Source organism: Variovorax sp. AC103, assembly GCF_979254005.1.
In genome coordinates, this window is sequence record NZ_CEEDFC010000001.1 from 312,325 (window position 1) to 338,869 (window position 26,545).

At 70.0% G+C, this 26,545-nt stretch carries 23 protein-coding genes; 16 read left to right on the forward strand and 7 right to left on the reverse strand.

Features of this window, described 5'->3' with window-relative positions:
* Positions 1–37 precede the first annotated feature (37 nt).
* A complete protein-coding gene (locus tag AC0IYU_RS01470; RefSeq protein WP_472112186.1) occupies positions 38–925 on the forward strand; it encodes a LysR substrate-binding domain-containing protein in 888 nt (295 codons plus the stop codon).
* 16 nt (positions 926–941) lie between these two features.
* Here AC0IYU_RS01470 and AC0IYU_RS01475 read toward each other — a convergent pair whose 3' ends face one another.
* Positions 942–1,799, reverse strand: coding sequence for an NmrA family NAD(P)-binding protein (locus AC0IYU_RS01475; RefSeq protein ID WP_472112189.1), 858 nt, complete (start codon positions 1,797–1,799; stop codon positions 942–944).
* Between the two features lie 117 nt (positions 1,800–1,916).
* Here AC0IYU_RS01475 and AC0IYU_RS01480 point away from each other — a divergent pair, with 117 nt between their 5' ends.
* Together AC0IYU_RS01480 and AC0IYU_RS01485 are read left to right on the forward strand one after the other, a co-directional pair.
* On the forward strand, positions 1,917–2,861 hold the full coding sequence (locus tag AC0IYU_RS01480) for a LysR family transcriptional regulator (RefSeq protein ID WP_472112192.1): 945 nt from the start codon (positions 1,917–1,919) through the stop codon (positions 2,859–2,861).
* 91 nt (positions 2,862–2,952) lie between these two features.
* Complete coding sequence (locus AC0IYU_RS01485) at positions 2,953–4,173, forward strand: MFS transporter (protein WP_472112195.1); 1,221 nt, start codon at positions 2,953–2,955, stop codon at positions 4,171–4,173.
* A gap of 9 nt (positions 4,174–4,182) precedes the next feature.
* Here the strand turns inward: AC0IYU_RS01485 and AC0IYU_RS01490 are convergent, their stop codons facing one another.
* On the reverse strand, positions 4,183–5,109 hold the full coding sequence (locus AC0IYU_RS01490) for a LysR family transcriptional regulator (RefSeq protein WP_472112198.1): 927 nt from the start codon (positions 5,107–5,109) through the stop codon (positions 4,183–4,185).
* A 240-nt stretch (positions 5,110–5,349) separates the two neighbouring features.
* Between AC0IYU_RS01490 and AC0IYU_RS01495 the strand changes: the two genes are divergently transcribed.
* From AC0IYU_RS01495 to AC0IYU_RS01530, 8 genes are read left to right on the forward strand one after another with little or no spacing between them, the layout of a single operon-like run.
* A complete protein-coding gene (locus AC0IYU_RS01495; RefSeq protein WP_472112201.1) occupies positions 5,350–6,132 on the forward strand; it encodes a 5-oxoprolinase subunit PxpA in 783 nt (260 codons plus the stop codon).
* A gap of 45 nt (positions 6,133–6,177) precedes the next feature.
* Positions 6,178–6,426, forward strand: coding sequence for an acetyl-CoA carboxylase (locus tag AC0IYU_RS01500; RefSeq protein ID WP_435486975.1), 249 nt, complete (start codon positions 6,178–6,180; stop codon positions 6,424–6,426).
* A 4-nt stretch (positions 6,427–6,430) separates the two neighbouring features.
* Positions 6,431–7,846 (forward strand): acetyl-CoA carboxylase biotin carboxylase subunit, encoded by a 1,416-nt coding sequence (locus AC0IYU_RS01505; RefSeq protein WP_472112204.1) that lies wholly within the window; start codon positions 6,431–6,433, stop codon positions 7,844–7,846.
* Positions 7,843–8,754: a 5-oxoprolinase subunit B family protein gene (locus tag AC0IYU_RS01510; protein WP_472112207.1), complete on the forward strand. Its 912-nt coding sequence runs from the start codon at positions 7,843–7,845 to the stop codon at positions 8,752–8,754. The genes AC0IYU_RS01505 and AC0IYU_RS01510 overlap by 4 nt, the downstream gene beginning before the upstream one ends.
* Positions 8,744–9,721 carry a 5-oxoprolinase subunit C family protein gene (locus tag AC0IYU_RS01515; protein WP_435486978.1) on the forward strand — a complete coding sequence of 326 codons (978 nt, stop codon included), beginning with the start codon at positions 8,744–8,746 and terminating at the stop codon, positions 9,719–9,721. Before AC0IYU_RS01510 ends, AC0IYU_RS01515 begins: the two co-directional genes overlap by 11 nt.
* Positions 9,722–9,778: 57 nt before the next feature.
* Positions 9,779–10,861 carry a TMAO reductase system periplasmic protein TorT gene (torT, locus tag AC0IYU_RS01520; protein WP_472112210.1) on the forward strand — a complete coding sequence of 361 codons (1,083 nt, stop codon included), beginning with the start codon at positions 9,779–9,781 and terminating at the stop codon, positions 10,859–10,861.
* 32 nt (positions 10,862–10,893) lie between these two features.
* A complete protein-coding gene (locus AC0IYU_RS01525) occupies positions 10,894–12,399 on the forward strand; it encodes a sugar ABC transporter ATP-binding protein (RefSeq protein ID WP_472112211.1) in 1,506 nt (501 codons plus the stop codon).
* Complete coding sequence (locus tag AC0IYU_RS01530; RefSeq protein ID WP_472112213.1) at positions 12,396–13,442, forward strand: ABC transporter permease; 1,047 nt, start codon at positions 12,396–12,398, stop codon at positions 13,440–13,442. Before AC0IYU_RS01525 ends, AC0IYU_RS01530 begins: the two co-directional genes overlap by 4 nt.
* Before the next feature lie 77 nt (positions 13,443–13,519).
* Here the strand turns inward: AC0IYU_RS01530 and AC0IYU_RS01535 are convergent, their stop codons facing one another.
* The 4 genes from AC0IYU_RS01535 to AC0IYU_RS01550 are packed head-to-tail and all read right to left on the reverse strand — an operon-like array spanning position 13,520 to position 19,143.
* The gene (locus AC0IYU_RS01535; protein WP_472112216.1) at positions 13,520–14,056 is read right to left on the reverse strand and encodes a methylated-DNA--[protein]-cysteine S-methyltransferase; all 537 of its coding nucleotides are present in this window, start codon (positions 14,054–14,056) and stop codon (positions 13,520–13,522) included.
* On the reverse strand, positions 14,053–15,285 hold the full coding sequence (locus AC0IYU_RS01540; protein ID WP_472112219.1) for a YbfB/YjiJ family MFS transporter: 1,233 nt from the start codon (positions 15,283–15,285) through the stop codon (positions 14,053–14,055). Before AC0IYU_RS01540 ends, AC0IYU_RS01535 begins: the two co-directional genes overlap by 4 nt.
* A gap of 57 nt (positions 15,286–15,342) precedes the next feature.
* The gene (locus AC0IYU_RS01545; protein WP_472112222.1) at positions 15,343–18,420 is read right to left on the reverse strand and encodes an FAD-binding and (Fe-S)-binding domain-containing protein; all 3,078 of its coding nucleotides are present in this window, start codon (positions 18,418–18,420) and stop codon (positions 15,343–15,345) included.
* 30 nt (positions 18,421–18,450) lie between these two features.
* Complete coding sequence (locus AC0IYU_RS01550; protein WP_472112225.1) at positions 18,451–19,143, reverse strand: GntR family transcriptional regulator; 693 nt, start codon at positions 19,141–19,143, stop codon at positions 18,451–18,453.
* Positions 19,144–19,263: 120 nt separating this feature from the next.
* On the opposite strand from AC0IYU_RS01550, the gene AC0IYU_RS01555 reads away from it, so the two are divergent.
* The 3 genes from AC0IYU_RS01555 to AC0IYU_RS01565 all read left to right on the forward strand — a co-directional run bounded on the left by AC0IYU_RS01555 (position 19,264) and on the right by AC0IYU_RS01565 (position 22,417).
* The gene (locus tag AC0IYU_RS01555; RefSeq protein WP_472112227.1) at positions 19,264–20,505 is read left to right on the forward strand and encodes a pyridoxal-phosphate-dependent aminotransferase family protein; all 1,242 of its coding nucleotides are present in this window, start codon (positions 19,264–19,266) and stop codon (positions 20,503–20,505) included.
* A 150-nt stretch (positions 20,506–20,655) separates the two neighbouring features.
* Positions 20,656–21,633, forward strand: a complete 978-nt coding sequence (locus tag AC0IYU_RS01560) for a Bug family tripartite tricarboxylate transporter substrate binding protein (RefSeq protein WP_472112230.1) — start codon at positions 20,656–20,658, stop codon at positions 21,631–21,633.
* Between the two features lie 13 nt (positions 21,634–21,646).
* A complete protein-coding gene (locus AC0IYU_RS01565; protein WP_472112232.1) occupies positions 21,647–22,417 on the forward strand; it encodes a fumarylacetoacetate hydrolase family protein in 771 nt (256 codons plus the stop codon).
* Here the strand turns inward: AC0IYU_RS01565 and AC0IYU_RS01570 are convergent.
* Positions 22,366–23,328: a LysR family transcriptional regulator gene (locus AC0IYU_RS01570; protein WP_472112235.1), complete on the reverse strand. Its 963-nt coding sequence runs from the start codon at positions 23,326–23,328 to the stop codon at positions 22,366–22,368. The two genes, AC0IYU_RS01565 and AC0IYU_RS01570, sit on opposite strands and share 52 nt — an antisense overlap.
* A 102-nt stretch (positions 23,329–23,430) precedes the next feature.
* Between AC0IYU_RS01570 and AC0IYU_RS01575 the strand changes: the two genes are divergently transcribed.
* Together AC0IYU_RS01575 and AC0IYU_RS01580 are read left to right on the forward strand one after the other, a co-directional pair.
* Positions 23,431–24,621 (forward strand): MFS transporter, encoded by a 1,191-nt coding sequence (locus AC0IYU_RS01575; protein WP_472112238.1) that lies wholly within the window; start codon positions 23,431–23,433, stop codon positions 24,619–24,621.
* A 243-nt stretch (positions 24,622–24,864) separates the two neighbouring features.
* Positions 24,865–26,538 (forward strand): sensor domain-containing diguanylate cyclase, encoded by a 1,674-nt coding sequence (locus AC0IYU_RS01580; RefSeq protein ID WP_472112241.1) that lies wholly within the window; start codon positions 24,865–24,867, stop codon positions 26,536–26,538.
* Positions 26,539–26,545 lie beyond the last annotated feature (7 nt).

Sequence of the window (26,545 nt, forward strand, 5' to 3'; positions counted from 1 at the left end):
GACATAAACGCCCGCCATGCGTGAGAAAATTGCACACATGCCGTCACCAGAGCCTCCCCTCAATGCCGTGCGCGCCTTCGCTGCGGCGGCCCGCCACCTGAGTTTCACGCGCGCCGCGATCGAACTGCACGTCACGCACAGCGCGGTCAGCCGGCAGATCAAGAGCCTTGAAGAATTCCTGGGCGTCGCGCTGTTCGAGCGGCGTGTCCGGCAGGTCGCACTGACCGCGGAGGGGCAGCAGTTCTTCGCCGAGGTCGACCCCGCGCTGGCGCAGATCGGCGCGGCGGCGCGCGCGCTGCAGGCGCAAGGGGTGGCCCGCGCGGTGCGCATCAACGTGCGCCCTTCCTTTGCCGTGCGCTGGCTCATTCCGCGCCTGCCCTCGTTCGTCGAGCGCTTTCCGGACATCGAGCCGCAGGTGGTCACCAGCACCGTCATGCCCGAGCAGGCCACGGGCAGCTTCGACATCGCGGTGCGCCGAGGGCGCGAGGGCTGGCCACCGTCCATCGCGCTGCAGCCGTTCCTGAAGGACGAAGTCATGGTCGTCGGCGCACCGGCGTTGTTCGATGCGCATCCGCTCGCGGACCTGCGCTCGCTCGCCTCGCACGTGCTGCTGTCGGCCAAGACGCGCAAGGACGACTGGGACGCCTGGAAGAAGCAGTTCGGCGCGCCGCGCGCGAGGCCGGCGGGCCGGCTGCAGTTCGACCACCTGCACTTCGTGCTGCAGGCCGCGGTCGACGGCCTGGGCATCGCGCTGGCGCCGACCTCGCTGGTGGCGCACGACCTGGCCTCGGGCCGCCTGCAGTCGCCGCTGCCCGCGCTGCGCATGACGCTGGACCGCTACTACTACGGCCTGGCGCCCGACGCCGCGCCGGAAGCGGCGTACGTGGCCGAGTGGTTCGAGCAGATGCAGGCTTCGGCCACCTGATCAGCCCGTCAGCCGGTCAGCCCGCCAGTGCGCGCAGCACCTGCGCCACGCCGACCGAGCCCTTGCGCACCGTCGCATCGCCGCCCTCGAAAGCGATCCAGCCCTCGTTGAAGCCGTCGAGCATCTGGATGCGCGGCACCGGGTCGCGCATGCCCTGCGCACGAAAGATCGCGCCCCAGTTCTCGCGCGGCACCGCCTCGGCGCGCACGGGCCGGCCCAGCGCCGTCGACAGCGCGGCCGCAATGTCGTGCTGGCTCAGCCGCTCGGGCCCTTCCAGTTCGACGAAGCGCGGCACGCTGCCCTCCTGCACCAGCAACTGCGCCGCGACCCGGCCCACGTCGGCCGTGGCGACCATCGGCACGGCGCGCTCCAGCGGCTGCAGGTAGCTCGAAAGCACCCCCTGCTCTCGCGCCTGCGCAATGTCCCAGGCCAGGTTCTCCAGGAACCACGCGGGCCGCAGAAAGCTCACCGGCAGCGGCAGCGCGGCCAGCGCCTCTTCCATCAGCGTGCGCTGGCTCAGCAGATTCGGCTGCGCGGCCTGGGCGCCGACGGTCGACAGGCACACCACGCGCGCCGGCCGGGCCGCGTCGAGCGCCTGCCGCACCGCGGCAATGACCGCCCTCGCCTCCGGGAAACCGGGCTGCGGGTCGAACTCCGAAGGCGGCAGCACGAAGGCGCCCGCCACGCCAGTGAAGGCGCGCGCCAGGGCTTCTGCGTCTTCCATGTCGGCCAGCGCGACTTCGCAGCCCTGGTCGGACCACAAGCGGCCCTTGGCGGCGTCGCGCACCACGGCGCGAACGGGCAGGCCCAGCGAGAGCAGATGGCGTGCGGCGGCGCCGCCGACCTTGCCGGTGATTCCGGTGATTGCGTACATGACATCTTCCTTTTCGATGGCGATGGCTGGAATGCTAGAAACCGTTCGCCTTTGAGTAAAGCGACCTCAAGGCATATCATTCATGACACCAAATCACCAATTTCCGCACTCCTCCAGATGACTCTCGACGGAAGACTCCTCTCCAACGTCAGCGTGCTCGCCGCCGTGGTCGAAGGCGGCAGCTTCGCCAGCGCCGCCACGGCGCTGGGCCTCACGCCGTCGGGCGTGAGCCGCGCCATTGCCCGGCTGGAGGCGCGCATCGGCGTGCGCCTGTTCGACCGCACCACGCGTTCGCTGAACCTCACCGACGAAGGCCGGCTGCTCTACGCCAACATCAATCCGCTGGTGCTGGGCATCGAGGACGCGGTGACGATCGCGTCGGGCGCATCCGGCACGGTGCGCGGCCGGCTGCGCGTGAACACCGACGCCTTCACCTCGCGCCTGCTGCTGGCGCCCCACCTGCCGCGCTTTCTCGCGCTCTACCCCGAGCTGTCGCTGGAACTGGTCGCGCGCGACCAGCTCGGCGACCTGGTGGGCGAAGGCTTCGACATCGCCGTGCGCTTCGGCGAGCCGCCCTCGTCCTCGCTGGTGTCGCGCAAGCTGATGGACTCGCGCGTGGTCACGGTCGCGACGCCCGCCTACCTGGCGCGCCACGGCCGGCCCGCCAAGCCGATGGACCTGGTCGGCCACGCCTGCCTGCAGGTGCGCAACCCGGCCACCGGCCAGCCCTATGCGTGGGAGTTCCAGCGCGGGCGCAAGCTGCTGAAGGTGCCGGCCACCGGGCGGCTGCTGCTGACCGACCCCGGCACCGTGCTCGCGACCACGCTGACGGGCATCTGCGTGGCGCAGATCAAGGCCGTGGGCATCCAGCCGCAGCTCGACAGCGGTGAGTTGGTCGACCTGTTTCCCGACTGGCCCGACGAGCGCTTTCCGCTCTACGCCCTGTACCCGTCGCGCCACCTGCCGGCCGCGAAGGTGCGCGCCTTCATCGACTTCGTGACCGAGGCCACCGCACCACCGCCGGCGGCGTCGCCAGCGCGCAAGGCCAGGCCCCCGCGCTGACCGGCGCGCGATGCTCGCAGGTCCGCAAACGGCCAGCGCGCATGCGGATGGAACCTGAAGATGGGCTTTTTCCCCAGCGCCCCTTCATCGCATGTCCACCGCCCTGCCCCGTCCCTTTCTTCGACTCGCGTGGTCCAACCTCGCGGCCCAGTCCGCCGAGCAGCTGAGCCTGGCGGCCGTGCCCCTGGTCGCGGTGCTCGCGCTCGGCGCGGGGCCGGGCGAGATCGGGTTCCTGGCAGCCGTGCAGACGCTGCCCTTCCTGCTGGTCTCCATGCCGATGGGCCTGCTCGCGGACCGCATGTCGCGCCGCACGCTGATGCTGGCGGCCGAGGCCTTGCGGGCCGTGTCGCTGCTCCTGCTCCTTGCATTGGTGCTCGCGTCGAAGCTGGGCATCGGCTGGCTGGCGGTGCTCGGCTTTCTGGGCGCCGTGGGCACGGTCGGCTTCAGCGTCGCCGCGCCCGCGCTGGTGCCCTCGCTGGTGCCCCGGGCGTCGCTGGCAGCGGCCAATGGGCGGCTGGAGCTGGCGCGCAGCGCGGCGTTCACGGCCGGCCCGGCGCTCGCGGGTGCATTGGTGGCCTGGGCGGGCGCGCCGGCCGCGTTCGTGCTCGCGGCCGTGCTGTCGGTCGCGGCCGTGGGGCTGCTGTGGCGGTTGGCCGAGGCGCCGCGCGCCCCCGCCACGGGACGGCATCCGCTGCTGGAGTTGCGCTACGGCGCGCAGTTCGTCTGGCGCCACGCGCTGCTGCGCCCCATGCTGATGACCGGTGCGGTCTTCAACGTCTCGTGGTTCGTGCTGCAGGCCGGCTACGTGCCGTATGCGGTGCGGGTGCTGGGGCTGGGCGCGCAGGCGGTCGGCTTCACGCTGGCGATGTACGGCGTGGGCATGGTCGCCGGCGCGCTGCTGACCGCGCGTGTGGTGGCACGGTTGCCGTTCGGCCGCGCAATCCAGGTCGGGCCCGCGGTCGCCGTGCTCGCGGCGGCGACCATGGCCGCCACGCTCGTGGTGCCGAGCGCCGCGCTGGCCGCGCTGTCGTTCTTCCTGTTCGGCGCGGGGCCGATGGTGTGGACCATCACCTCGACCACGCTGCGCCAGAGCGTCGCGCCGGCGACCATGCTGGGCCGCGTGTCGGCCGTGTTCCTGACGATCAACACCGGTGCGCGGCCTGCAGGCGCGGCGCTGGGCGGCGCGGTCGGTGCCGCGTGGGGCGAGCCGGCCTGCCTGCTGCTGGCGCTGGCGGGCTTCGTGCTGCAGGCCGCGATCATCTTCGCCTCGCGCATCGCGGCGCTGCACCGGCTGCCGGTGGCTGCTGCGTGAGCGGCGCCCTCAGGCGCGGCTGCGCACCTGCCGCGCCGACGCGGGCTCCAGGAACTGCTGGCGGAAGTACTCGCAAAACGCCGTCATGGCCGGCGAGAACTCGATGCCCTGCTTCCAGCCCAGCCCGATGTTCATCGTCGGCACCGTGTCGCGCAGGTTGATCGTCTCGATGCGCTTGCCCTCCAGCGACCAGGGCCGGTACACCATGTCCGACAGCACCGTCACGCCCAGCCCGTTGGCCACCGTGCTGCGCACCGCCTCCACCGAGCTCGTGCGCAGCCGCACCTTGGGCTGCAGCGGCGTCTTGCTCCAGTACTTCAGCGCGGTGGCCGCGGCCTCGTCCACCGTGAGCATGATGTAGGGCTCGGCCGCCACGTCGGCCAGCGTCACCTCGGCCTTGTCGAGCAACGGGTGCTTGGCCGGCACCCACAGCCGGCGCGGCGAGCCGAAGAAGGTTTCGAGCGACAGCTCGCGCAGCACCACGTTCGACGTCAGCATCACGCCCAGGTCGTAGCGCTGGGTGATCAGCCCCTCCTCGATGGCCTCGCGCGCCACCTCGTGCACCTTCACCGTGACCTGCGGATGCAGCTGCTCGAAGCGCTGCAGGTGGTGCGGCAGGAAGTAGCCCAGCACGGTGTAGCTCGCGGCCACGGTGATGGAGCCCTCGACGCTCGCGCCCTCGTGCGGCATGCGCAGCGCCTCGTCGGCCGCGGCCAGCACCGCATAGGCATGGCTCAGAAAGCGCCGCCCCGCCTTGGTGAGTTCCACGCCGTGGGGATGCCGTTCGAACAGCTGCCGCCCCATCATGTCCTCCAGCTCGCGGATGGCCGTGGTCACGGCCGACTGCGAGATGTTGAGCTGCAGGGCCGCGTGCGAAATGCGCCCGGCCTCGGCCACGGCCGAGAAGTACTTGAGCTGGCGCAGGGTCAGGGACATGGTGAAAGTTTCCCGGGGTGTATTGCGGGCGCTGCCGCCGGCGGCAGGCGCCAGGCGCAAACCCGATATCGCGAAATCGTGCCCCCCAGCGTAGCGCCCCACCCGCCACATTGCAGCATCTGTTTTTCAGATACCGGGCCGCCTGAAAACATTGCTTTCCAGCACGAAGGCCGCTCACTAATCTTCGTTTCGTCCCGCACCGCCCCTTCGGCGGTGTTCACGAACCAAAGGCTGCGCTCCGTGAAGAAAACGCTGATCGATCTGAACTCCGACATGGGCGAAGGCTTCGGTCCCTGGACCATCGGCGATGGCGTCGACGAGCAGCTCATGCCGCTCATCACCTCGGCCAACATTGCCACCGGCTTCCATGCCGGCGACCCGAACATCATGCGCAGGATGGTCGCGCTGGCCCGGGAGCACGGCGTGGCCATCGGCGCGCACCCGGGCTTTCGCGACCTGGTCGGCTTTGGCCGCCGCCATATCCACGCGCCGGCCGACGAGCTGGTCAACGACATGGTCTACCAGCTGGGCGCCCTGCGTGAATTCGCGCGGCTCGAAGGCCTGCGGCTGCAGCACATCAAGCCGCACGGCGCGCTCTACATGCATGCGGCGCGCGACGAGGCCCTGTCGCGCGCACTGGTCACGGCCCTGCAGCGGATCGAACCCACGCTGCGCCTGTTCTGCATGGAGGCCTCGCTCACCTTCCAGGTGGCGCGCGACATGGGCCAGCCGGTGGTGCGCGAGTTCTATGCCGACCGCGACTACGACCTGAGCGGCGCCATCGTGTTCACCCGCCGCGTCGGCGCGCTCGACCCCGACGCGGTGGCCGCCAAGGTGCTGCGCGCCTGCACCGAAGGCCTGGTGCGCACCGTCGAAGGCAAGGATGTTGCTATCGGCTTCGATTCGGTCTGCATCCACAGCGACACGCCCGGCGCGCTGGCGCTGGTGCAGGCCACGCGGCGCGCGCTGGCCGACCACGGCATCCAGGTGGCAGGGCTGGCCGGGCTGGCCGCCGCCGCGTGAGTTTTCTGCTTTCGTTCCCGTTCTTGTTGTTCCAGGAGTGCATCGATGTCCGCTACCCATGAAGTCCTGAGCCCGCTGCCGGGCACCTTCTACCGCCGATCGGCGCCCGACGCGCCGCTGTTCAAGGCCGAAGGCGACACGGTGGCCGTCGGCGACGTGCTGGGCCTGGTCGAGGTGATGAAGCAGTTCAGCGAAGTCACGGCCGACGCGGCCGGGCGGCTGGTGCGTTTCGCGGTCGAGAACGCCGATCCGGTCGACCCCGGCCAGGTGCTGGCCGTCATCGAGACCGCCTGAGCCCATGACCGCCGCATTCGACAAACTGCTGATCGCCAACCGCGGCGAGATCGCGGTGCGCATCATCCGCGCCGCGAAGGAGCTCGGCCTGAAAACGGTCGCCGTGTACAGCGACGCCGACGCGCAGAGCCTGGCCGTGCGAATGGCCGACGAGGCCGTGCGCATCGGCCCCGCGCACGCCACCAAAAGCTACCTGAACGTCGACGCCATCCTGCAGGCCGCCGCCGACAGCGGCGCCGGCGCGGTGCATCCCGGCTATGGCTTTCTCTCGGAGAACGCCGCCTTCGCCGAACGCATCGAGGCCGCGGGCCTGGTGTTCGTCGGCCCCACGCCGCACGCCATTCGCACCATGGGCGACAAGGCCGCCGCGCGCGCCGCCGCCATGAAGGCCGGCGTGCCCACCGTGCCGGGCAGCGCGGGCGTGGTGAGCGACCCCGAGACGGCCGTCGAGGTGGCCAAGGACATCGGCTACCCGATCATGATCAAGGCCTCGGCCGGCGGCGGCGGGCGCGGCATTCGCGTGGCGCACGACGCGGCCGAGCTGCGCCAGCAGTTCGCCACCGCCACCGCCGAGGCGCAGGCCGCCTTCGGCAACGGCGAGGTGTACCTGGAGCGCTTCATCCGCCAGGCTCGCCACATCGAGGTGCAGATCCTGGGCGACGGACAGCGCGTGGTGCACTGCTTCGAGCGCGAATGCTCGCTGCAGCGCCGGCGCCAGAAGGTCTGGGAAGAAGCGCCCTCGGCCGCCATCGACGAGGCCACCCGTGCCGCGCTGTGCGAATCGGCGCTGCGCCTGGCCCGTGCCGTGGCCTACCGCGGCGCGGGCACGCTCGAGTACCTGTACGACGACGACACGCGCGAGTTCTTCTTCATCGAGATGAACACCCGCATCCAGGTGGAGCACCCGATCACCGAGATGGTCACCGGCGTCGACCTGGTGAAGGAAATGCTGCGCATCGCGCTGGGCCAGCCGCTGCGCCTGAAGCAGGAGGACATTCGCCTGAACGGCGCGGCCATCGAGGTGCGCATCAACGCCGAGAACGCCGCGAAGAACTTCATGCCCAGCCCGGGGCTGGTGTCGCAGCTGGTGGTGCCGGGCGGCCCGGGCGTGCGCTTCGACACCATGCTGTATCCCGGCTACACCGTGCCGGCCTACTACGACTCGCTGCTGGGCAAGCTGATCGTGCACGACACCGACCGCGCCAGCACGCTCGCCCGCATGCGGCGCGCGCTCGGCGAGCTGAAGGTCGAAGGCATCCACACGACGATTGCGCTGCACCGCGCGCTGTGCGAGGACCCGGACGTCGCCCGGGCCGCCTTCCACACCGGCTTTCTGGAGACCTGGCTCGCGAAGAACCCGCTGGCCGATGCTGCGCCCCTCCCGCCCCTTGTCCAGCCAAGCCCGAAGGTGCCCGCATGACCGCCCACACCACACTGCCCGCGCAAGCCCGCTACAGCTTCGGCGGCGACGAGCACCTGTTCGTCGAGATCAGCGAGGACATGTCGCTGCCCGCCTTCTTCAAGGGCATGGCCATCTGCAACGAACTGCGCCGCCGCGTGGACGCGGGCGAGATCGCGGGCGTCACCGAGATCTGCCCCGCCAACGCGGCCTACCTCGTGCGCTTCGACCCCGACCTGATCGTGCCCGACGTGCTGCTCGCCGCGCTGAAGGACATCGAGGCCGGCCTGGGCGATGCCGACCTGCACATGCAGACCCGCATCGTCGAGGTACCGGTGCTCTACAACGACCCGTGGACCCACGAAACGCTCATGCCCTTTCGCGAGCGGCACCAGGACCCGTCGAGCACAGACATCGAGTACGCCGCGCGCATCAACGGCCATGCCTCGGTCGACGCCTTCATCGCCGCGCATTCGGGCGCGCCGTGGTTCGTGTCGATGGTCGGGTTCGTGGCCGGCCTGCCCTTCCTGTTCCAGATGGTCGAGCGCGAGCGGCAGATCCAGGTGCCCAAGTACCTGAGCCCGCGCACCGACACGCCCCGGCTCACGCTGGGCCACGGCGGCTGCTTCAGCTGCATCTACTCGGTGCGCGGCGCGGGCGGCTACCAGATGTTCGGCGTCACGCCCGCGCCCATCTTCGACCCGGCGCAGCGCCTGTCGTACCTGAAGGAGCTGATGGTGTTCTTCCGCCCCGGCGACATCGTCAAGTGGAAGCCCATCGACCGCGCCGAGTACGACCGGCTGGTGGCGCAGGTGGACGCCGGCACGTACACGCTGCGCATCGAACCCGTGTCGTTCTCGCTCGACGAATTCCTGGCCGATCCCGACGGCTACAACCGGCAGCTGCTGAAGGTGCTCCATGGCCATTGAAGTCCTCAAGCCCGGCCTCGCGACCAGCGTGCAGGACGCGGGCCGACCCGGCTACTACCACCTGGGCATTCCGCTGTCGGGCGCGCTCGACCAGCAAAGCCTGGTGCTGGCCAACCTTTTGGTGGGCAACGACGAGGGCGCGGCGGTCATCGAGAGCACGCTGCTCGGGCCCGAGCTGCGCTTCGACGCGCCGGCCATCGTCGCCGTGACCGGGGCCGAGGCCAAGGTCAGGCTCAACGGCACCGAAGCGCCGCGCAACGCATCCTTCGCGGTGCAGGCCGGCGACACGCTGGGCTTCGACTTCATGAAGCTCGGCGCCCGCATGTGCATCGCGGTGGCCGGCGGCATCGACGTGCCGGTGGTGCTCGGCAGCCGCTCCACCTACGGGCTGGGCGCCTTCGGCGGCTTCAACGGCCGCAAGCTGCTGGCGGGCGACCGGCTGCCGGTCGGCGCACCCTCTTCCACGGCCAAGCCGGGGCGCAAGGTCGACGCTGCGCTGCTGCCGGTGCTTGCGAAGGAAGTGACCCTGCGCGTGCTGCCCGGCATCTACTTTCACCGGCTGCAGGAGGTGTCGGTGCGCAGCTTCTTCGCCGACACCTGGACCGTCGGCTCCGAGGCCGACCGCATCGGCTACCGCTACAAGAACGGCACGCCGCTGGCGTTCCTGGAACGCAAGCCGCCCTTCGGCGCGGGCGCCGATCCATCGAACATCGTCGATGCGGGCTACCCCTACGGCTCGATCCAGGTGCCGGGCGGACGCGAGCCGATCATCCTGCACCGCGACGCGGTGTCGGGCGGCGGCTACGCCATGGTCGGCACCGTGATCAGCGCGGACATGGACCTCATCGCCCAGATGCAGCCCAACCACAAGGCGCGCTTCGTCGAGGTCGACATGGCCCAGGCGCTGGAAGCGCGCGCCGAGCGACGACAACGCATCGCCCGCCTGCGGGCCGCGCTCGCGCCCTGAACCGCCGCCGCTTTCCCTTTTTTCGTTTTCTCTCTGTTGCCCACCTAGGAGTTCTTCATGAACAGCTCGCCCCTGCGCGTTTCCCTGATCGCCGCTTCGCTCGGCGCCGCCCTGCTGTGGCACACCGGTGCCTCGGCCGCCGACTGGTTTCCCTACAAGGCCGAGGCCACCGAGCCCGCCTTCTCGGCCGAGGGCGCCAAGAAGCCCATCGACTACACGCCGCTGGCCAAGGCCTCGAAGAAGTGGGACATCTGCGTGTCGTTCCCGCACATGAAGGACGCCTACTGGCTGGGCGTGGACTACGGCGTGATCGAAGAGGCCCGGCGCCAGGGCGTAAAGCTGCAGGTGGTGGACGCGGGCGGCTACACCAACCTCGCCAAGCAGGTTTCGCAGATCGAGGACTGCGTGGCGCGCGGCGCCAACGCGGTGATCATCGGCGCGATTTCAGGCGACGGGCTCAACAACGTCGTCAAGGCCGCGGCCGCGAAGAAGGTGCCCGTGATCGACCTGGTGAACGGCATCAACTCGCCCGACCTGTCGGCCAAGTCGCTCGTGTCGTTCTACACGATGGGCCACTCGACCGGCGAGTACCTCGCCAGGAAGCACCCGGCCGGCTCGGCCGCGGTCAAGGTCGGCTGGTTCCCGGGCCCGGCCGGCGCCGGCTGGGTCGAGGCCGCGCACAAGGGCTTCATGGATGCGGTCAAGGGCAGCGCCGTGGTGGTGCTCGACCCCAAGTACGGCGACACCGGCAAGGAGGCGCAGAGCAAGCTGGTCGAGGACGTGCTGCAGGCCAACCCCGACCTCGCCTACGTGGCCGGCACCGCGGTGACGGCCGAAGCCGCCACCGGCATCCTGCGCTCGCGCAACCTCGACAAGAAGGTTCAGGTGCTGTCCTTCTACATGACGCCGGGCGTGTATGACGGCATACAGAAGGGCCGCATCGTGGCCTCCCCGGCGGACTCGATGGTGGTGCAGGGCCGCATCGCGGTCGACCAGGCCGTACGCCTGCTCGAGAACAAGGACGTGGTGAAACACGTGGGCCCGAAGATCTTCGTGGTCGACAGCGGCAACATCAAGACGGTGAAGCTCGACGACATCCTGCCGCCGCCGGGCTTCAAGCCGGTGTTCGAGGTCAAGTAGGCCTCGCCGTGTCGCCGGTCATTCCGCCGCCCATGCAGCCGCTCCTTGTGCAGACCGTCGGGCTGGGCAAGCGCTATCTGGGCGTGCTGGCGCTCGACGGCGTGGACTTCGAGCTGCGCGCCGGGGAGGTGCACGTGCTGTTCGGCGAGAACGGGGCCGGCAAGTCCACGCTGATCTCGCTGCTGGCTGGCGCCAACGTGCCGACTTCCGGCGAGATCCGCATGCACGGTGCGCCGGTGCGGTTCTCCAACGTGCACGACGCGCGGCGCCACGGCATCAGCGCGGTGTTCCAGGAGTTCTCGCTCGTTCCCACGCTCTCGGTGGCGCAGAACCTGAGCCTGGGCGAAGAGCCGCGCAAGGCGGGCCTGCTCGACCGCACCGCCGTGCGCGAGCGCGCCCGAACGATGCTGGCCGACCTGGGCTTCGAGATCGACGTGGACGCGCCCGTCTCCGGCCTGTCGCGCGCGCAGCAGCAGATGGTGGAAATCGCCAAGGGCCTGCGCGGCGAGGTGTCGGTGCTGATCCTCGACGAGCCCACCGCCTCGCTCACCGACACCGAGACACAGCGGCTGTTCGAACTGGTCGCGCGGCTGAAGGCGCGCGGCGTGGGCATCGTCTACATCTCGCACCGCATGCAGGAGATTGCACAGATCGCCGACCGCATCACCGTGCTGCGCGACGGCCGCAAGGTGACGACGGTGCAGGCCCGCGAAACCAGCGCCGACCGGCTGATCGAGCTGATGAGCGGACGCGCCATTTCGCAGATCTATCCGCACATCGCCAGCAACCCCGGCGAGGTGGTGCTGCAGGTGGAAGGCCTGAGCTCGCCCAACGGCGTGCGCCGCGCGAGCCTCACGGTGCGGCGCGGTGAAGTGGTCGGGCTGGCGGGCCTGGTGGGCTGCGGCAAGTCGGAGCTGTTTCGCGCGATCTACGGGCTCGACGCGGTGAGCGAGGGCCGCGTGCTGTTCAAGGGCCAGCCGCGCACGGGCGCCAGGGTGCGCCAGCTCCTCGGCGAGGGCCTGTTCTACCTGCCGCCCGACCGCAAGGGCGAAGGGCTGGTGCTCGGCTTCACGTCGCGCGCCAACATCACGCTGCCGCTGGTGCACGGGCCGCTGCGCGGTCGCGGCGGCTGGTTGCGCAGGCGGCTGGGCCGCAGGCTGTCGGCCACGGCGGCCGAGCGCGTGGAGCTCGCGCCGCGCAACCTCGATCGCCCGGTGGGCCTGCTGTCGGGCGGCAACCAGCAGAAGGTGCTGTTCGGCAAGGGCATGACGCGCGAAGCCGCGCTCTATGTGTTCGACGAGCCCACGGTGGGCGTGGACATCGGCACGCGCAGCGCGCTGTACCAGGTGATCCGCACGCTCTGCGAAAGCGGCGCGGCGGTGGTCGTCATCTCTTCCGACCTGCCCGAGGTGCTGCACCTGAGCCACCGCGTCTACGTGATGTGCCGCGGCGAAATTGCCGGCGAGCTGCAGGGCGATGCCATCCGCGAGAGCGCCGTGCTCAATCTGTTTTTCGGTTCCAGCGAAAGAAAGCCATGACTCCGTCTTCCACCGTTGCCGCCGCGGCGCCGACCCCTTCCGGCCCGGGCGGGCGTGCCCTCGGCCTGCTGCGCGACCTGTTCCTGAGGCTGGGCGTGCTGCCCTTCATGCTGCTCATCGCCTTCGTGGTGTTCAGCACGCTGTCGGACCAGTTCCTCACGGTGCAGAACCTGGTGAACCTGCTGCGCCAGTCGGTGTACCTGATCCTCGTGTCGATGGGCCAGATGCTGGCACTGGTCACGGGCGGCTTCGACCTCTCGGTGGGCACGGTGATGGCCATCACCTCGGTGGTCTCGGCACTCGCCATGCAGGCCTTCGGTGCCGCCCTGCCCGATGCGACCTGGGTGGTGGTGATTGCGGGGTGCGCCTGCGGGCTGCTCGCGGGCCTCGCGGTGGGCCTCGTCAACGGCATCGGCGTGGCGTTCATCGGTGTGTCGCCCTTCATCGTGACGCTGGGCGTGCAGTCGATCGGCTTCGGCTTTGCGCTGTATCTCACGGGCGGCGTCCCGGTGTCGGGCATGCCGGGCGCGTTCAGCGAGCTGTTCGGCTTCGGCACGCTGCTGGGCATTCCGGTACCGATAGCGGTCACTGCCGTGTGCGTGGCCGGCATGGGCGTGCTCATGGCGCGCATGCCCACCGGCACGCACCTGCTGGCGGTGGGCGGCAACGCCAAGGCGGCGGCGCTCTCGGGCATCGACACCCGCCGCGTGCTGCTGATGGCCTACCTGCTGTGCGCCGGCCTTGCGGCCGTGAGCGGACTGCTGCTCACGGCGCGCGTGGAAACCGGCGAGGCCAACCTGGGCGGCACGGTCGCGCTGGAGTCCATCGCGGCCTGCGTGATCGCGGGCGTGAGCCTGCGCGGCGGCATCGGCCGCGTGCCCAACGTGGTGATGGGCGCCATCTTCATCGGACTGGTGCAGAACGGCATGAACCTGGCCAGCGTGGGCTCCTACCTGCAGATGGTGGTGCTGGGAGTGCTGCTGATCGTGGCCGTGGTGGCCGACCAGTTGCGCCACCGCATGGGCGCGCGCGCCAGCCAGTGAACGCCGCGCACCCGATGGCCGTCGATTGCGCCCCCCGGCGGCGGCAAGGCCCGCGCAGCCACGAGGCAACGCCGGCGTCAGAACAGCGAGGCCATGCCGTTCGGCCGCGCATCCTCGATGGCGAGCATGCGCAGCTTGGTCAGGGCGCCGCCGCCCGCTGAAAAGCCACCCGGTTTGTTGCCCGCTGCGAGCACGCGGTGGCAAGGCACCACGGGGGCGAAGGGGTTGTGGCCCATGGCCTGACCCACGGCGCGCGACAGGGTCTTGTCGCCGAGTTCCTGCGCGATCTCGCCGTAGGTGCGCGTCTGCCCCGGCGGAATGCGCCGCGCGATGGCGTAGACGCGCTGGTGAAAGGCCGACACGCCGCGCATGTCGAGCTCGATGTGCATCAGGTCGTCGTGCACGCCCTGCAGCAGGCCCTGGATGGCCGCGATGGCACGTTGCGCCGCCTCGTTCGGCGGGCCTTCGTCCAGATCCGCAAAGCGCTGCTTCATGCGCGAGCGCGTGGCCGGCTCGCCATCGTCCGCGGGCAGTTGCACGCCGAGCAGGCCCTGCGGCCCCCACGCCAGCGCGCACATGCCGATGGATGTCTCGAACAGGGCGAAGCCGCTCATTGCGGCTCCTGCAACGCATGCTGGCGCGATGCCAGCACCGCACCGAGCCACAGCGCGATGGCCGAAGCCACCAGGCCGCGCGCCAGGCCGCCCGGTCCGTCGGAGATCCAGCCCGTGACCGTCGGCCCGACGATCTGCCCGAGCGCGAAGACGATGGTGAACATGCTGATGCCCTGCGCCCAGCGCTCGGACGGCAGGTTGTGGCGCACCAGCGCGGTGGTCGACGCCACCACCGACAGGAACACACCGCCGAAGAGCACGCCCGAAATCAGCGCCACGGGGGCGGACGAACTCAACACCGGCAACAGCGTGGCCACGCCCAGCAGGCCGTTCAGCAGCGCCTGGGGCTGCCCGCCGCGGTAGCGGTCGAGCACGCCGGCCCACAGCCGCGACGAGGCCACGCAGGCGATGCCCAGCAAGGCATAGAACAGCGTGACGAACGAGGCGCTGGCGCCCTGCTCGCGCAGCAGCGCGATCACGAAGGTCATGTAGCCGATGTAGCCCATGCCGAACAGCGCATAGCCCGCGAGTGCCCAGCCGAAGCGGCGCAGCGCCACGGGGGGTGCAGTGCCGGTTGCGGCCGCCCGCGCCGGATGCGGCGGGCTGACCGGCATGGCCCGCCCGGCCCAGGCCAGCAGGCAGGTCGCCGCCACGCTGGCCATGGCCAGCGCCCACCACGCCCAGGCCCAGCCATGCGGCACGTCGGACGCGGCCTTCAACACCTGCGGCACGAGCAGCGCCGACAGCAGGATGCCGAAGCCCGTGCCGCCGTAGTAGATGCCCAGCAGCAGGCCACCGCGCGACGATCCGCTTCTTGCGTCGGCCTCGCCGAGCCGAGCGGCCAGCAGCCCGCCCGCCACGAACACCCAGGCGCTGGCCACGCCGGCCAGCAGGCGCTGCAGCAGCAAGGCCGGTGCGGCCGTGACGAAGCCGCTGCCCGCCATGAAGACGCTGGCCAGCACCGCGCCCACCACCAGCAACCGCGTGACGCCGAAGCGCCGCATGAGCGCCGGCGTGATCAACGCGCCGATCAGGTAGCCGACCGCGTTCGCCGTGTTCATGCCGCCTGCCAGCGCGTAGCTCCAGCCCAGGTCGGCGCGCATCGGCGGCAACAGCAGGCCGTAGGCGAAACGGGTGATGCCCAGCGACACGGCCGCGCCCATCGAGAGCGCAAAGGCGAGCCGCAGCGTGGGCTGCGCGGGGGCGGTGGAAGGGAACGTGGTCGACATCGGAAAGGGGCGGCGCCTATTCTGCGGCACCCTGCCCCATTGCGCAGGGCGACCCGTTCAAGCCGCGTCGTCCACCGGGTCGCTGTGCAGCAGATGCCGCTCCAGCAGCACCGCCACATGCACCGCCTCGCGCTGCGCGCCGTCGCCGATCTGGTGCCGGCAGCTGGTGCCGTCGGCCACCACGATGGCGTCGGGCTGCTTGCGGATGGCCGGCAGCAGGCTGGCCTCGGCCATCTGCATCGACACCTCGAAATGGCTGGCCTCGTAGCCGAAGCTGCCGGCCATGCCGCAGCACGAACTCTCGATCAGTTCGGGCTTCGCGCCCGGAATGAGCTGGAGCACCTCCATCACCGGGCTCACCGCGCCGAACGCCTTCTGGTGGCAGTGGCCGTGCAGCAGGATGGGCTGGGTCGCGGGCTTGAGCGCCAGCGCGAAGCGGCCGAGCTTGATCTCGCGCGCGATGAATTCCTCGAACAGCAGCGCATGCCTGGCCACCATCTCGGCTTTTTCGCCGAAGCCCATCGCCAGCGTCTCGTCGCGCAGCGTGAGCAGGCATGACGGCTCCAGCCCGACGATGGGCACGCCGGCCCGCGCGAGCGGCAGCAGCGCATCGATCAGCGCCTCGGCCTTTTCCTTGGCCTGCGCGACCATGCCGCTGGCCAGGAAGGTGCGCCCGCAGCAGTGGTGCCCGCCGCGCTTTTCCACCGTGTGCAGCACGTAGCCCGCGGCCTGCAGCACGCGCGCGGCGGCGAAGGCGTTCTCGCTCTCGAAGGTGCCGTTGAAGGTGTCGACGAACAGCACCGCCGCCTTGCCGCCGCGCCGCGCGATGGAAAGCGCCACGTCGCGCTCGACGAACAGGCCGGGCTCGTTGGCCCTGGCGCGCCAGAAGGTGTCGCTGCGCCAGGCGGGCAGCGAGCGCTGTGCCGAAAAGCCCAGCAGCCTTTCCCCGAGCCATGCCGCGCCGGGCACGCTGTTGCGCAGGTTCAGCAGCCAGGGCATGCGGCTGGCCTTGTGGGCGTAGTCGGGCAGGTTTGCCACCAGCCTGTCTTTCAGCGTGTGGCCGTGGCGCTTCTTGTAGTGGTCGAGAAACTCGACCTTCATCTTCGCCATGTCCACGCCCGTGGGGCAGTCGCGCTTGCAGCCCTTGCAACCGACGCACAGGTCCATGGTGTCGTGCATGGCCTCGCTGGTGAAGGCGTCGGGGCCCAGTTGGCCCGAGAGCGCCAGGCGCAGCGTGTTGGCGCGTCCGCGCGTCAGGTGCTGCTCGTCGCGCGTCACGCGGTAGCTGGGGCACATGGTGCCGGCGTCGAACTTGCGGCAGTGGCCGTTGTTGTTGCACATCTCCACGGCCTTGGCCAGGCCGCCGGTGGTGTCGCCGCCGGTGCCGGGCGCGGTGGTCACTTCGGTGACCGGGTCGGCGTTGACGTTCCAGGCCGACCAGTCGAGCACGGGCTTGAGCTCGATGCGGCGGTACGGCTTGGGCGCGGAGGGCGGCGCAAAGCGGAACAGCGCGCCGTCGTCCATGCGCGGCGGGTCGATGATCTTGCCGGGGTTGAACAGGCCGATGGGGTCGAGCTTGCGCTTGATGGCGCGAAAGGCCTCGTTGATGGCCGGGCCGAACTGCCACTCGATCCACTCGCCGCGGCACAGGCCGTCGCCGTGCTCGCCGCTGAAGGCGCCCTTGTACTTGCGCACCAGTGCGCTGGCCTCTTCGGCGATGGCGCGCATCTTGGCGGCGCCGTCCACGCGCATGTCGAGAATCGGCCGCACGTGCAGCGTGCCGACCGAGGCATGCGCATACCAGGTGCCGCGGCTGCCGTGCCTGGCGAACACCTCGGTCAGCGCGTCGGTGTACTCGGCCAGGTGTTCGAGCGGCACGGCGCAGTCTTCGATGAAGCTCACGGGCTTGCCGTCGCCCTTCAGGCTCATCATGATGTTCAGGCCCGCCTTGCGCACCTCCCACAGGTTCTTCTGGCGTGCGTCGTCGGGCATCTCGACCACGCTGCCCGGCAGGCCGAGGTCGCCCATCAGCTCGACCAGTTGCCTGAGTTGCGGCAGCAATGCGGCCTTGTCCGCCCCCGAGAACTCCACCAGCAGGATGGCGGCCGGCTTGCCGATGAGCGCGGTCTCCACCGTGGGCCTGAAGGCCGGATTGGTGAGCGCCAGCTCGATCATGGTGCGGTCGACCAGCTCCACCGCCGTGGGCGCCAGCTTGACGATGTGCTGCGCCGCGTCCATGGCCGCATGGAAGGTCGGGAAGTTGACGATGCCCAGCACCTTGGCGCGCGGCAGCGGCGCGAGCTTGAGCTTCAGGCTGCGCGTGTAGGCCAGCGTGCCTTCGGCACCGATGAGCAGGTGCGCCAGGTTCACGCTGCCGTCGGCGGTGTAGGGGCGCTCGCTCTGGTTGTCGAAGATGTCCAGGTTGTAGCCCGCCACGCGGCGCATCACCTTGGGCCAGTGCTCGGCGATCTGCTCGCGGTGCTGGCGCGCCAGGCCGCGCACGAACTGCGCGATGCCCGCGGCGCGCACGCCGAGCGAACCGACCGGCCCGAAGTCGACCAGTTCGCCGTTCGACAGCCACGCGCTCGCGCCCAGCACGTTGTGCACCATGTTCCCGTAGGCGATGGAGCGCGACCCGCACGAGTTGTTGCCCGCCATGCCGCCCAGCGTGGCCTGCGCGCTGGTCGACACGTCCACCGGATACCACAGGCCGTGCGGCTTGAGCTGCGCGTTCAGGTGGTCGAGCACCAGGCCGGGCTCCACCGTGGCGGTGCCCTCCTCCACGTTCACCTCGAGCACGCGGCGAAAGTGCTTGCTGTTGTCGATGACCAGCGCCGCGCCCGTCGTCTGCCCGCACTGGCTGGTACCGCCGCCGCGCGCGAGCACCGGCACCTTCAGGTCGCGCGCGATGTCGATGGCGGTGGCGATGTCGCGCTCGTTGGTCGGCACGAAGGCGCCGACCGGCGTGATCTGGTAGATCGACGCGTCGGTGGCGTAGCGCCCGCGCGAAGCATCGTCGAACAGCACCTCGCCCTGCGTGTCGGTGCGCAGGCGGCGCGCGAGCAGCTCGCAGGTGTCGTTGGGCGGAAGAACGGTTCCGGCTGGCTGCATGTGGCTGGCGGGATCTATGCGCATGGTGAGTCGTTGTTTTCTTGAAGACGGGTCTCAGCTCGACTTGGCCGAGAGATAGATCTCGCCGGCGCGCAGCAGCTCCAGCACGGTGTCGCGCTTGCGCAGCACGTGCGCCACCAGCACCTTGCGCATGGCGGCGGCGTCGCGCGCGGCCAGCGCGTCGATCATCTGTTCGTGCTCCTGCACCGCGTGCTTCCACTTGGCCTCGTTCTGGTTGGTGCGAAAGCGCAGCGACTGCACGCGGGCGTTGATGGAGCGGTAGGTGTTCGACAGCACCGGGTTGGCCGCCGCGTCGTTGATGGCGGTGTGGATGCGCGCATTCAGCCGGTAGTAGCCCGACAGGTCGCGCCGCGAGAAGCAGGCCATCATTTCGTAGTGCAGCGCGCGCACCTCGGCCAGTTCTTCGTCGGTGATGCGCCTGGCGGCCAGCTCGCCCGACATGCCCTCGAGCATGGCCAGCACCTCGAAGGTGTTGAGCACGTCGGCCTCGGTGAGCTTCACCGCCACCGCGCCGCGGTTGGGCAGCAGGTCGACCAGCCCTTCGGCCGCGAGCAGCTTGATGGCCTCGCGCAGCGGCGTGCGCGACACGGCCAGTTGCAGGCACAGCTCGCGCTCGTTGAGCTTGGCACCGGGCGCGATGCGCCCTTCGACCAGCATGGTGCGCAGGCGCGAGGCCACCTGGTCGTGCAGCGCGAGCCTGGAGATTTCGATGATTTCGGCAGTCATGGTTCTTCCTTGATTGCATTTTGAATGCAAAAAATGAGCACCACAACCTCGCGGATTAAGGGTAAACCACCAAGCAAAAATGAATTTTGAATGCAAAACTGAAAAGCGAAAGGACAGTCCATGCTGCAACTCGACATCCATCCCACCGGCCGCCACTTCCTCCAGATTCCAGGCCCGAGCCCGGTGCCCGACCGCATCCTGCGGGCCATGAGCCTGCCCACCATCGACCACCGCGGGCCCGAGTTCGGCACGCTGGGGCTGAAGGTGCTGAGCGGCATCCAGCAGGTGTTCAAGACCAGGCATCCGGTCGCGATCTACCCCGCCTCGGGCACCGGCGCGTGGGAGGCCGCGCTCGCCAACACGCTGAGCCCCGGCGACCACGTGCTCATGTACGAGACCGGCCACTTCGCCTCGCTGTGGCAGAAGATGGCCACGCGCCTGGGCCTCTCCACCGAGTTCCTCGCGTTCACGGGCACCGACGCGCAACTCCCGAACGCGCCCGGCTGGCGCCGTGGCGTGCAGGCCGAGCTCATCGAAGCGCGCCTGCGCAAGGACACCGAGAAGAAGATCAAGGCCGTGTGCGTGGTGCACAACGAGACCTCCACCGGCGTCACCTCCGACATCGCCTCGGTGCGCAAGGCCATCGACGCGGCGGGCCATCCCGCCCTGCTGCTGGTCGACAGCATCTCGGGCCTGGGGAGCGCCGATTTCCGGCACGACGAATGGGGCGTGGACGTGACCGTGAGCGGCTCGCAGAAGGGCCTGATGCTGCCGCCGGGCATCAGCTTCAACGCGCTCTCGCCGCGCGCACTCGACGCCGCCAAGCACGCCAGGCTGCCGCGCGCCTTCTGGGACTGGAGCGAAATCGTCGAGATGAACAAGGACGGCTACTGGCCCTATACGCCCAACACCAACCTGCTGTACGGCCTGTCGGAGTCGCTCGACATGCTGCTGGGCGAAGGGCTGGACAACGTGTTCGCGCGGCACCAGCGCTGGGCCGCGGGCGTGCGGGCCGCGGTCAACGCCTGGGGCCTGCCCATTCAGTGCGCCGACCCGGCCGTGTACTCGCCGGTGCTCACCGGCGTCATCACGCCCGAGGGGGTCGACGCCGACGCGCTGCGCCGGCTGATCCACCAGCGCTTCGACCTGTCGCTGGGCACCGGCCTGGGCAAGCTCAAGGGCCGCATGTTCCGCATGGGCCACCTGGGCGACAGCAACGACCTGACGCTGGTGGCCATGGTCGCGGGCGTCGAGATGGGCATGAAGCTCACGGGCATCAAGCTGGCCGGCAGCGGCGTGCACGCGGCGATGGACCATTTCGCGAGCCATGCCGCGCCTGCCGCGCTGCAGAAGGCCGCCTAGCGCCCTCACCTCCGAAGACTCCCCAAAGACCGCTCAAAGACAGCACACAGGCCGCAGCGCATCGCTCGAACGATGCGGCGGCCGCCTTGCCGGGCCGCGACACATCGCGCCCGGCACGCATCGGACCTCAACACCACGGAGACACAGATGATGCAAAGACGCTCCCTCATTCAAGCCGCAGGCGCCGCGGCCGCCACGCTGGGCGTTCCCCGGCTCTTCGCGCAGGAGTGGCCTTCGGGGCCGGTGCGCATCGTGGTGGGCTTTCCGCCGGGCGGCGGCACCGATGCGCTCGCGCGCGTGGTCGCGCAGAAGCTCACGATCATGTGGGGCCAGCAGGTCATCGTCGACAACAAGGGCGGCGTGGCCGGGGTGCTCGCAGCCGACTACGTGGCGCAGCAGCCCAGCGACGGCAGCGTGCTGCTGATGGCCCACATCAACAGCCACGCGCTCGCGCCCAGCCTGCAGCCCAAGCTGCGCTACAACGTGGAGCGCGACTTCGTGCCGATCGTGCTGGTGGGCGTCACGCCCAACCTGCTGATCGCCAACCCCGGCCAGAAAGCGCTCAGCGTGAAGGACATCGTGGCCGCCTGCAAGGCCGCGCCGGGCACGGTGAGCTTCGGCTCGGCGGGCGCCGGCTCGGCGCAGCACCTGGCGCTGGAGATGTTCAAGCTGCAGGGCGGCGTCGACGCGCTGCATGTGCCGTACAAGGGCAGCGGCCCGTTGCTGGCCGACCTGATGGGCGGGCAGATCCAGTACAGCTTCGAGACCATGACGGCCGCCACGCCGCATGTGAAGAACGGCCGCGTGATCGCCGTCGCCCAGACCCGCACCAAGCGCGCCAAGGGGCACCCCAACGTGCCGACGATGCAGGAGCAAGGCTTTCAGGGCTTCGAGGCGACCACGTGGTACGGGCTTGCCGGGCCGGGCAAACTGCCGGCGTCCATTGCGCAGAAGGTGAACCGCGACGTGAACACGGTGCTCGCCATGCCCGATGTGCAGGAGCGGATGGACACCTACGGCGCGGAAGACGGTGGCGGCTCGCAGGACAAGTTCAAGCAGTTCATCAGCACCGAGATCGCCAAATGGGCGAAGGTCGTGAAAGACGGCAACGTTCACGTCGAAAGCTGAGAAGATCCTGCGGATGAACCCTTCCCAGACCGCCCTCACAGACGCCCTCGTCGCCGCGCGCCGCGGCAACCGAACCCTCGATGCCTCGCCCTGGACCGACGCGCTCGCCACCGCCGAGCAAGCGTACGAAGTGCAGGACGCCGTGGCCGCCGCGCTCGGCTGGTTCGACGCACAGCCCGTGCCCGGCACCTGGAAATCCGGCGGCGGCTCGCGCAGCGCGACCCTCACGCATGCCCCGCTGCCGCCCGCCGGCGTGCGGCCCGACTCGGCCAACTTCAGCGACCTCGTGCTCCACTCGCCGGGCATCGAAGCCGAGATTGCCCTGCGCCTGGGCCAGGACGTCACGCCCGCGCAGGCCGCAACGCTCGACCACCAGAACGCCGCATCGCTGATCGACGCCATGGCCGTGTCGGTCGAAATCGTCGATGCGCGCTGGCAAGACCTGGCCGCCACGCCCGCCCTGCTTCGCCTGGCCGATTCGCAGGTGCATGGCGCGCTGGTGCTCGGCGAATGGATTCCCTGTGCCGCCGTCGACTGGGCCGCGCAGCGCTGCGAAACCAAGGTCGGCAATGCCGAGACCGTGGTGCGCGAAGGCACGCATCCGCTGGCCGACCCCGCCTGGCTGCTGCCGATCTGGCTGCGCCACATCACGCGCCACGGCCAGACCGCGCCCAAGGGCACCGTCGTCACCACCGGCTCCTGGGTAGGTGTGCTGCCGTGCCGCCGCGGCGATCAGGTGAGCGCGGCATTCCCCGGCATCGGCAGCGTTCGCTTGAGCGTGTAGCGCCCGCCGCCCACGCCCGAGCAGGCCACCAGAAAGTCCAGCACCGCCCGCACCCGCGCGGGCAGCGTGCCGGCCTTGCCGATGTACACCGCGTGAATGGGTTCCACGTCGCACGGGTTGAACTCCTCGAGCAACGGCACCAGCCGGCCCGCATCGATGTCGTGCTGGATGTGGTACAGCGACAGCCGCGCCACGCCCGCCCCTGCAATCGCCAGCTGGCGCAGCGTTTCGCCGTCGCCCGCGCGCACCGGGCCGGCCACCGGCAACCACACCATGCGCCCGTCCACACGCAGCGGCCAGTCGGGCGAACTGCGCCGGTACGTCCAGCCCAGCCGGTTGTGCGCCTCCAGTTCCTGCGGCGTGCGCGGCGTGCCGTACTTGCCCAGGTATGAAGGCGCGGCCACGATCGCCTGGCTGGTCTCGCCGAGGCGGCGCGCCACCAGGTCGGACGACGGCAGCTCGCCCCAGCGGATCGCGATGTCGGCGCGCTCGTCCATCAGGTCGACGATGCGGTCGGTCAGCGCAATGTCCAGCGTGATCTGCGGATGCTGCTCGAGCAGGCGCGGCACCAGCGGCACCAGCTTGTGGTGGCCGAAGGACACGCTGGCGTTGATGCTCACGCGCCCACGCGGCGCGGCACCGGCTGCGGCACAGCGCTCGGCCTCGTCCAGGTCGGCCAGCACGCGCGTGCTGCGCTCGTAGAACGCGGTGCCTTCGGGCGTGAGCTGCAGCTTGCGCGTGGAGCGGTGCACCAGCTGCACGCCCAGGCGCAGCTCCAGCCGCGCCACCAGCTTGCTCACCGCCGACGGGGTCATGCCCAGCAGGCGCGCCGCCGAAGAGAAGCCGCCGGCCTCGATCACCTGCACGAAGGCTTCCATTTCGCCGGAGCGGTTGACGTCGAGGCGCGGCATGGCTTTCTCTCCTGCTTTCTGGCTTGTGATTTCAATTCACAAGTCCCTGTACCGGCGGCATTCTAGTCATCGATGGCCGATGTCTTCACAGTACAGGGCATCATGCCAATCGCTCTACTTGCCCTCACCGCCGGCGCCTTCGGAATAGGCACCACCGAGTTCGTCATCATGGGCCTGCTGATGCAGGTCTCGACGGATCTTCAAGTCTCCATCACGGCCGCCGGCCTGCTGATCTCGGGCTATGCGCTCGGGGTCGCGGTCGGCGCGCCCGTGCTCACCATCGCCACACGCAAGCTGCCGCGCAAGACCGTGCTGCTCGCGCTGATGGCGATCTTCACGCTTGGCAACCTGGCCTGTGCGCTGGCGCCCAACTACGAGATGCTGATGGCCGCGCGCGTCGTCACCTCGCTGGCGCACGGCACCTTCTTCGGCGTCGGCTCGGTGGTGGCCACCGGCCTGGTGGCGCCGGAGCGGCGTGCCTCGGCCATCGCCATCATGTTCACCGGGCTCACGGCCGCCACCCTGCTGGGCGTGCCGTTCGGCGCTTGGCTGGGCCTGCATTTCGGCTGGCGCTCGGCCTTCTGGGCGGTGACGCTCATCGGCCTGCTGGCGCTCGCGGTGCTGGCTGCATTCGTGCCCCGCGTGAAAGGCGAGGCCGCGCCCGCCCCTTTGCGCGAGGAACTGGCCGTGCTGGCGCGCCCGCAGGTGCTGCTGGGCCTGGCGATGACGGTGCTGGGCTTTGCCGGCGTGTTCGTGGTGTTCACCTACATCCAGCCGCTGCTCACGCAGCTCACGGGCCTGTCGGAGTCGGCCGTGTCGCCCATCCTGCTGGTGTTCGGTGGCGGCCTGGCGGTGGGCAACATCCTCGGCGGCAAGCTGGCCGACCGCGCGCCGATGGCCGCCGTCCTGGGCACGCTGGTGGTGCTGGCGGTGGTGCTGGGTGCGATGCAGTTCGCCATCGGCACACCGTTCACCGCGGTGGTGTTCGTGGGCCTGCTCGGCGTGGCCTCTTTCGCCACCGTGGCGCCGATGCAGTTGCGGGTGCTCGAGAAGGCCTCGGGCGCGGGCCAGAACCTGGCGTCGAGCCTGAACATCGCGGCCTTCAACCTGGGCAACGCGCTCGGCGCATGGGTCGGCGGCGTGGTGATCGACCATGGCCCCGGGTTGCGCGCACTGGGCTGGGTGGCGGCTTTGCTCACGCTGGTGGGGCTGGCGATTGCGCTCTGGAGCCGATCGCTGGACCGGCGCGCGCCGCGCGGCCCGCTGGGGGAGTGCGCCTCGGCACAGGCCTGATTTCATCCAGGCATTTCAGGCATCACGGCGGCCTCCGGCCGGGTCAGCCCCGCCCGGAGTTCGTCCTCGGCGAAGACCGTCAAGAAAACAACGTGCTCGGCCGCCCCTGAGTGGAACGGCGGACAATCGGTGCTCTTCCGGACAGGACCGCCCCCGGCGCCTTCGATGTCTTCCAAAAGCCCAGACCGCCCCTCTCATCCCGACGCCCCCGAGACACCCTCTTCCGCCCGCTCCAGAGGCTGGATGCGCAACCTGCTGCGCAGTTTCCGCACCCAGGTCGCGCTGGGCTTCGGCGGCCTGGCGGCGGTGCTGGTGGTCACGCTGTCGCTGGCGCTGGGCTCGATGTTCGCGCAGAAGAGCGAGGCCGACGAATCCGCCGCGTTGCGCACCATCGCGCAGAACGCCGCCAAGGCGCTGTCCGGCGGCCTCACCTCGCGCACCCGCGAAATCGAACTGCTCGCCGCCACGCCCTGGGTCTGGCAGGAAGGGCTGGACGGCGAACGCGTGGCGCAGAGCATTGCGCGCACCCAGGCTCTGACGCCGTACAGCGCATGGATCGGCGTGGTCTCGCCCGAAGGCGTGGTGCAGACGTCCACCGGCAAGCTGCTGATCGGCGCCAACGTGGCCGAGCGCCCCTGGTTCCAGGAAGGCCTGCGCGGCACGCACGTGGGCGACGTGCACCCCGCCAAGCTGCTGGCCTCGCTGCTGCCCAAGGGCAGCGACGGCGGGCCGCAGCGCTTCGTCGATTTCGCCTCGCCCATCCGGCGCGACGGCCAGCTGGTGGGCGTGCTGGGCATGCACGGCAGCTGGGAATGGACGCGCAGCGTCGTCGAGTCGCTGTTCCCCGACGACGCCGTGTCGCGCCGCCTGGAGGTGCTGGTGCTGGACGCGAACGACCGCGTGATCTATGCGTCGGACGCCAACCTCGACCAGGCGGCCACCCTGAGCATGTCGGGGGTGAACCCGAACGGGGCGGTGAAGTTCGCGCGCGAGGCTTCGGGCGGAGAGTTCCTGGTGGCCACCGCATCGGTGGGCCCCACGCAGGCCGCGGACCGCGCGATCGACCTGGGCTGGACGGTGGTGGCCCGCGAGCCCGCCGAGGTGGCGCGCGCCGCCGCGCGCGAAGGCGTGCGCAAGGCGCTGACGCTGGGCATGCTCGCCGCGGCCCTCGCCTTCTTTCTGGGCTGGGTGCTGGCGGAGCGACTCACGCGGCCGCTTCGCCAGATTGCATCGGTGGCCAAGGCCATCGGCACCGGGCGGCTCGACAGCGGCATTCCGATCACCGCGGGCAGCTCCGAGGTGAAGCAGCTGTCGCTCGCGCTCGCGGGCATGACGGCCCGGCTGGTCGGTGCCAACGCCGAGCTCGAGGAACGCGTGAAGGAACGCACCTTGGCGCTGGAAACCGCGAACGCCGAACTCGACCGGCAGGCGCACGTCGACGCGCTCACCGGCCTGCTGAACCGTCACGGCATGGAAGAACGCCTGCTGCAGACGCTGCCCGTGACGCACCCCGACGCCATGCCGCTGGGCATCGTGATGATCGACATCGACCACTTCAAGAAAATCAACGACCGCTTCGGCCACGCCACGGGCGACAGCGCCTTGCGTGCGGTGGCCGGGGTGCTGAAGTCGCACCTGCGCAAGTCGGACATCGCGGCACGCCTGGGCGGGGAAGAATTCGTGCTCATGCTGCCCGGGGCCAGCGCCATCGAGGCGCTGCGCATGGCCACGGCGCTGGTCGAGCTGGTGGCGCACACCGCGTTCGACACCGTCGGGCAGATCACCGTGAGCTGCGGCGTGGCGCAGATGACGCGCGCCGACGACACAGTGGACACCGCCTTGCGCCGCGCCGACAAGGCGCTGTACGAGGCCAAGGCCCAAGGGCGCAACCGCGCTCAGCTTGCGGCGGCCGACTGACGGCCCG

Coding starts and splice junctions, on each gene's coding strand:
- AC0IYU_RS01470 (WP_472112186.1), top strand. CDS start 38: ATGCCGTCACCAGAGCCTCCCCTCAATGCCGTGCGCGCCTTCGCTGCG.
- AC0IYU_RS01475 (WP_472112189.1), bottom strand. CDS start 1,799: ATGTACGCAATCACCGGAATCACCGGCAAGGTCGGCGGCGCCGCCGCA.
- AC0IYU_RS01480 (WP_472112192.1), top strand. CDS start 1,917: ATGACTCTCGACGGAAGACTCCTCTCCAACGTCAGCGTGCTCGCCGCC.
- AC0IYU_RS01485 (WP_472112195.1), top strand. CDS start 2,953: ATGTCCACCGCCCTGCCCCGTCCCTTTCTTCGACTCGCGTGGTCCAAC.
- AC0IYU_RS01490 (WP_472112198.1), bottom strand. CDS start 5,109: ATGTCCCTGACCCTGCGCCAGCTCAAGTACTTCTCGGCCGTGGCCGAG.
- AC0IYU_RS01500 (WP_435486975.1), top strand. CDS start 6,178: ATGTCCGCTACCCATGAAGTCCTGAGCCCGCTGCCGGGCACCTTCTAC.
- AC0IYU_RS01505 (WP_472112204.1), top strand. CDS start 6,431: ATGACCGCCGCATTCGACAAACTGCTGATCGCCAACCGCGGCGAGATC.
- AC0IYU_RS01510 (WP_472112207.1), top strand. CDS start 7,843: ATGACCGCCCACACCACACTGCCCGCGCAAGCCCGCTACAGCTTCGGC.
- AC0IYU_RS01515 (WP_435486978.1), top strand. CDS start 8,744: ATGGCCATTGAAGTCCTCAAGCCCGGCCTCGCGACCAGCGTGCAGGAC.
- torT (WP_472112210.1), top strand. CDS start 9,779: ATGAACAGCTCGCCCCTGCGCGTTTCCCTGATCGCCGCTTCGCTCGGC.
- AC0IYU_RS01525 (WP_472112211.1), top strand. CDS start 10,894: ATGCAGCCGCTCCTTGTGCAGACCGTCGGGCTGGGCAAGCGCTATCTG.
- AC0IYU_RS01530 (WP_472112213.1), top strand. CDS start 12,396: ATGACTCCGTCTTCCACCGTTGCCGCCGCGGCGCCGACCCCTTCCGGC.
- AC0IYU_RS01535 (WP_472112216.1), bottom strand. CDS start 14,056: ATGAGCGGCTTCGCCCTGTTCGAGACATCCATCGGCATGTGCGCGCTG.
- AC0IYU_RS01540 (WP_472112219.1), bottom strand. CDS start 15,285: ATGTCGACCACGTTCCCTTCCACCGCCCCCGCGCAGCCCACGCTGCGG.
- AC0IYU_RS01545 (WP_472112222.1), bottom strand. CDS start 18,420: ATGCGCATAGATCCCGCCAGCCACATGCAGCCAGCCGGAACCGTTCTT.
- AC0IYU_RS01550 (WP_472112225.1), bottom strand. CDS start 19,143: ATGACTGCCGAAATCATCGAAATCTCCAGGCTCGCGCTGCACGACCAG.
- AC0IYU_RS01555 (WP_472112227.1), top strand. CDS start 19,264: ATGCTGCAACTCGACATCCATCCCACCGGCCGCCACTTCCTCCAGATT.
- AC0IYU_RS01560 (WP_472112230.1), top strand. CDS start 20,656: ATGCAAAGACGCTCCCTCATTCAAGCCGCAGGCGCCGCGGCCGCCACG.
- AC0IYU_RS01565 (WP_472112232.1), top strand. CDS start 21,647: ATGAACCCTTCCCAGACCGCCCTCACAGACGCCCTCGTCGCCGCGCGC.
- AC0IYU_RS01570 (WP_472112235.1), bottom strand. CDS start 23,328: ATGCCGCGCCTCGACGTCAACCGCTCCGGCGAAATGGAAGCCTTCGTG.
- AC0IYU_RS01575 (WP_472112238.1), top strand. CDS start 23,431: ATGCCAATCGCTCTACTTGCCCTCACCGCCGGCGCCTTCGGAATAGGC.
- AC0IYU_RS01580 (WP_472112241.1), top strand. CDS start 24,865: ATGCGCAACCTGCTGCGCAGTTTCCGCACCCAGGTCGCGCTGGGCTTC.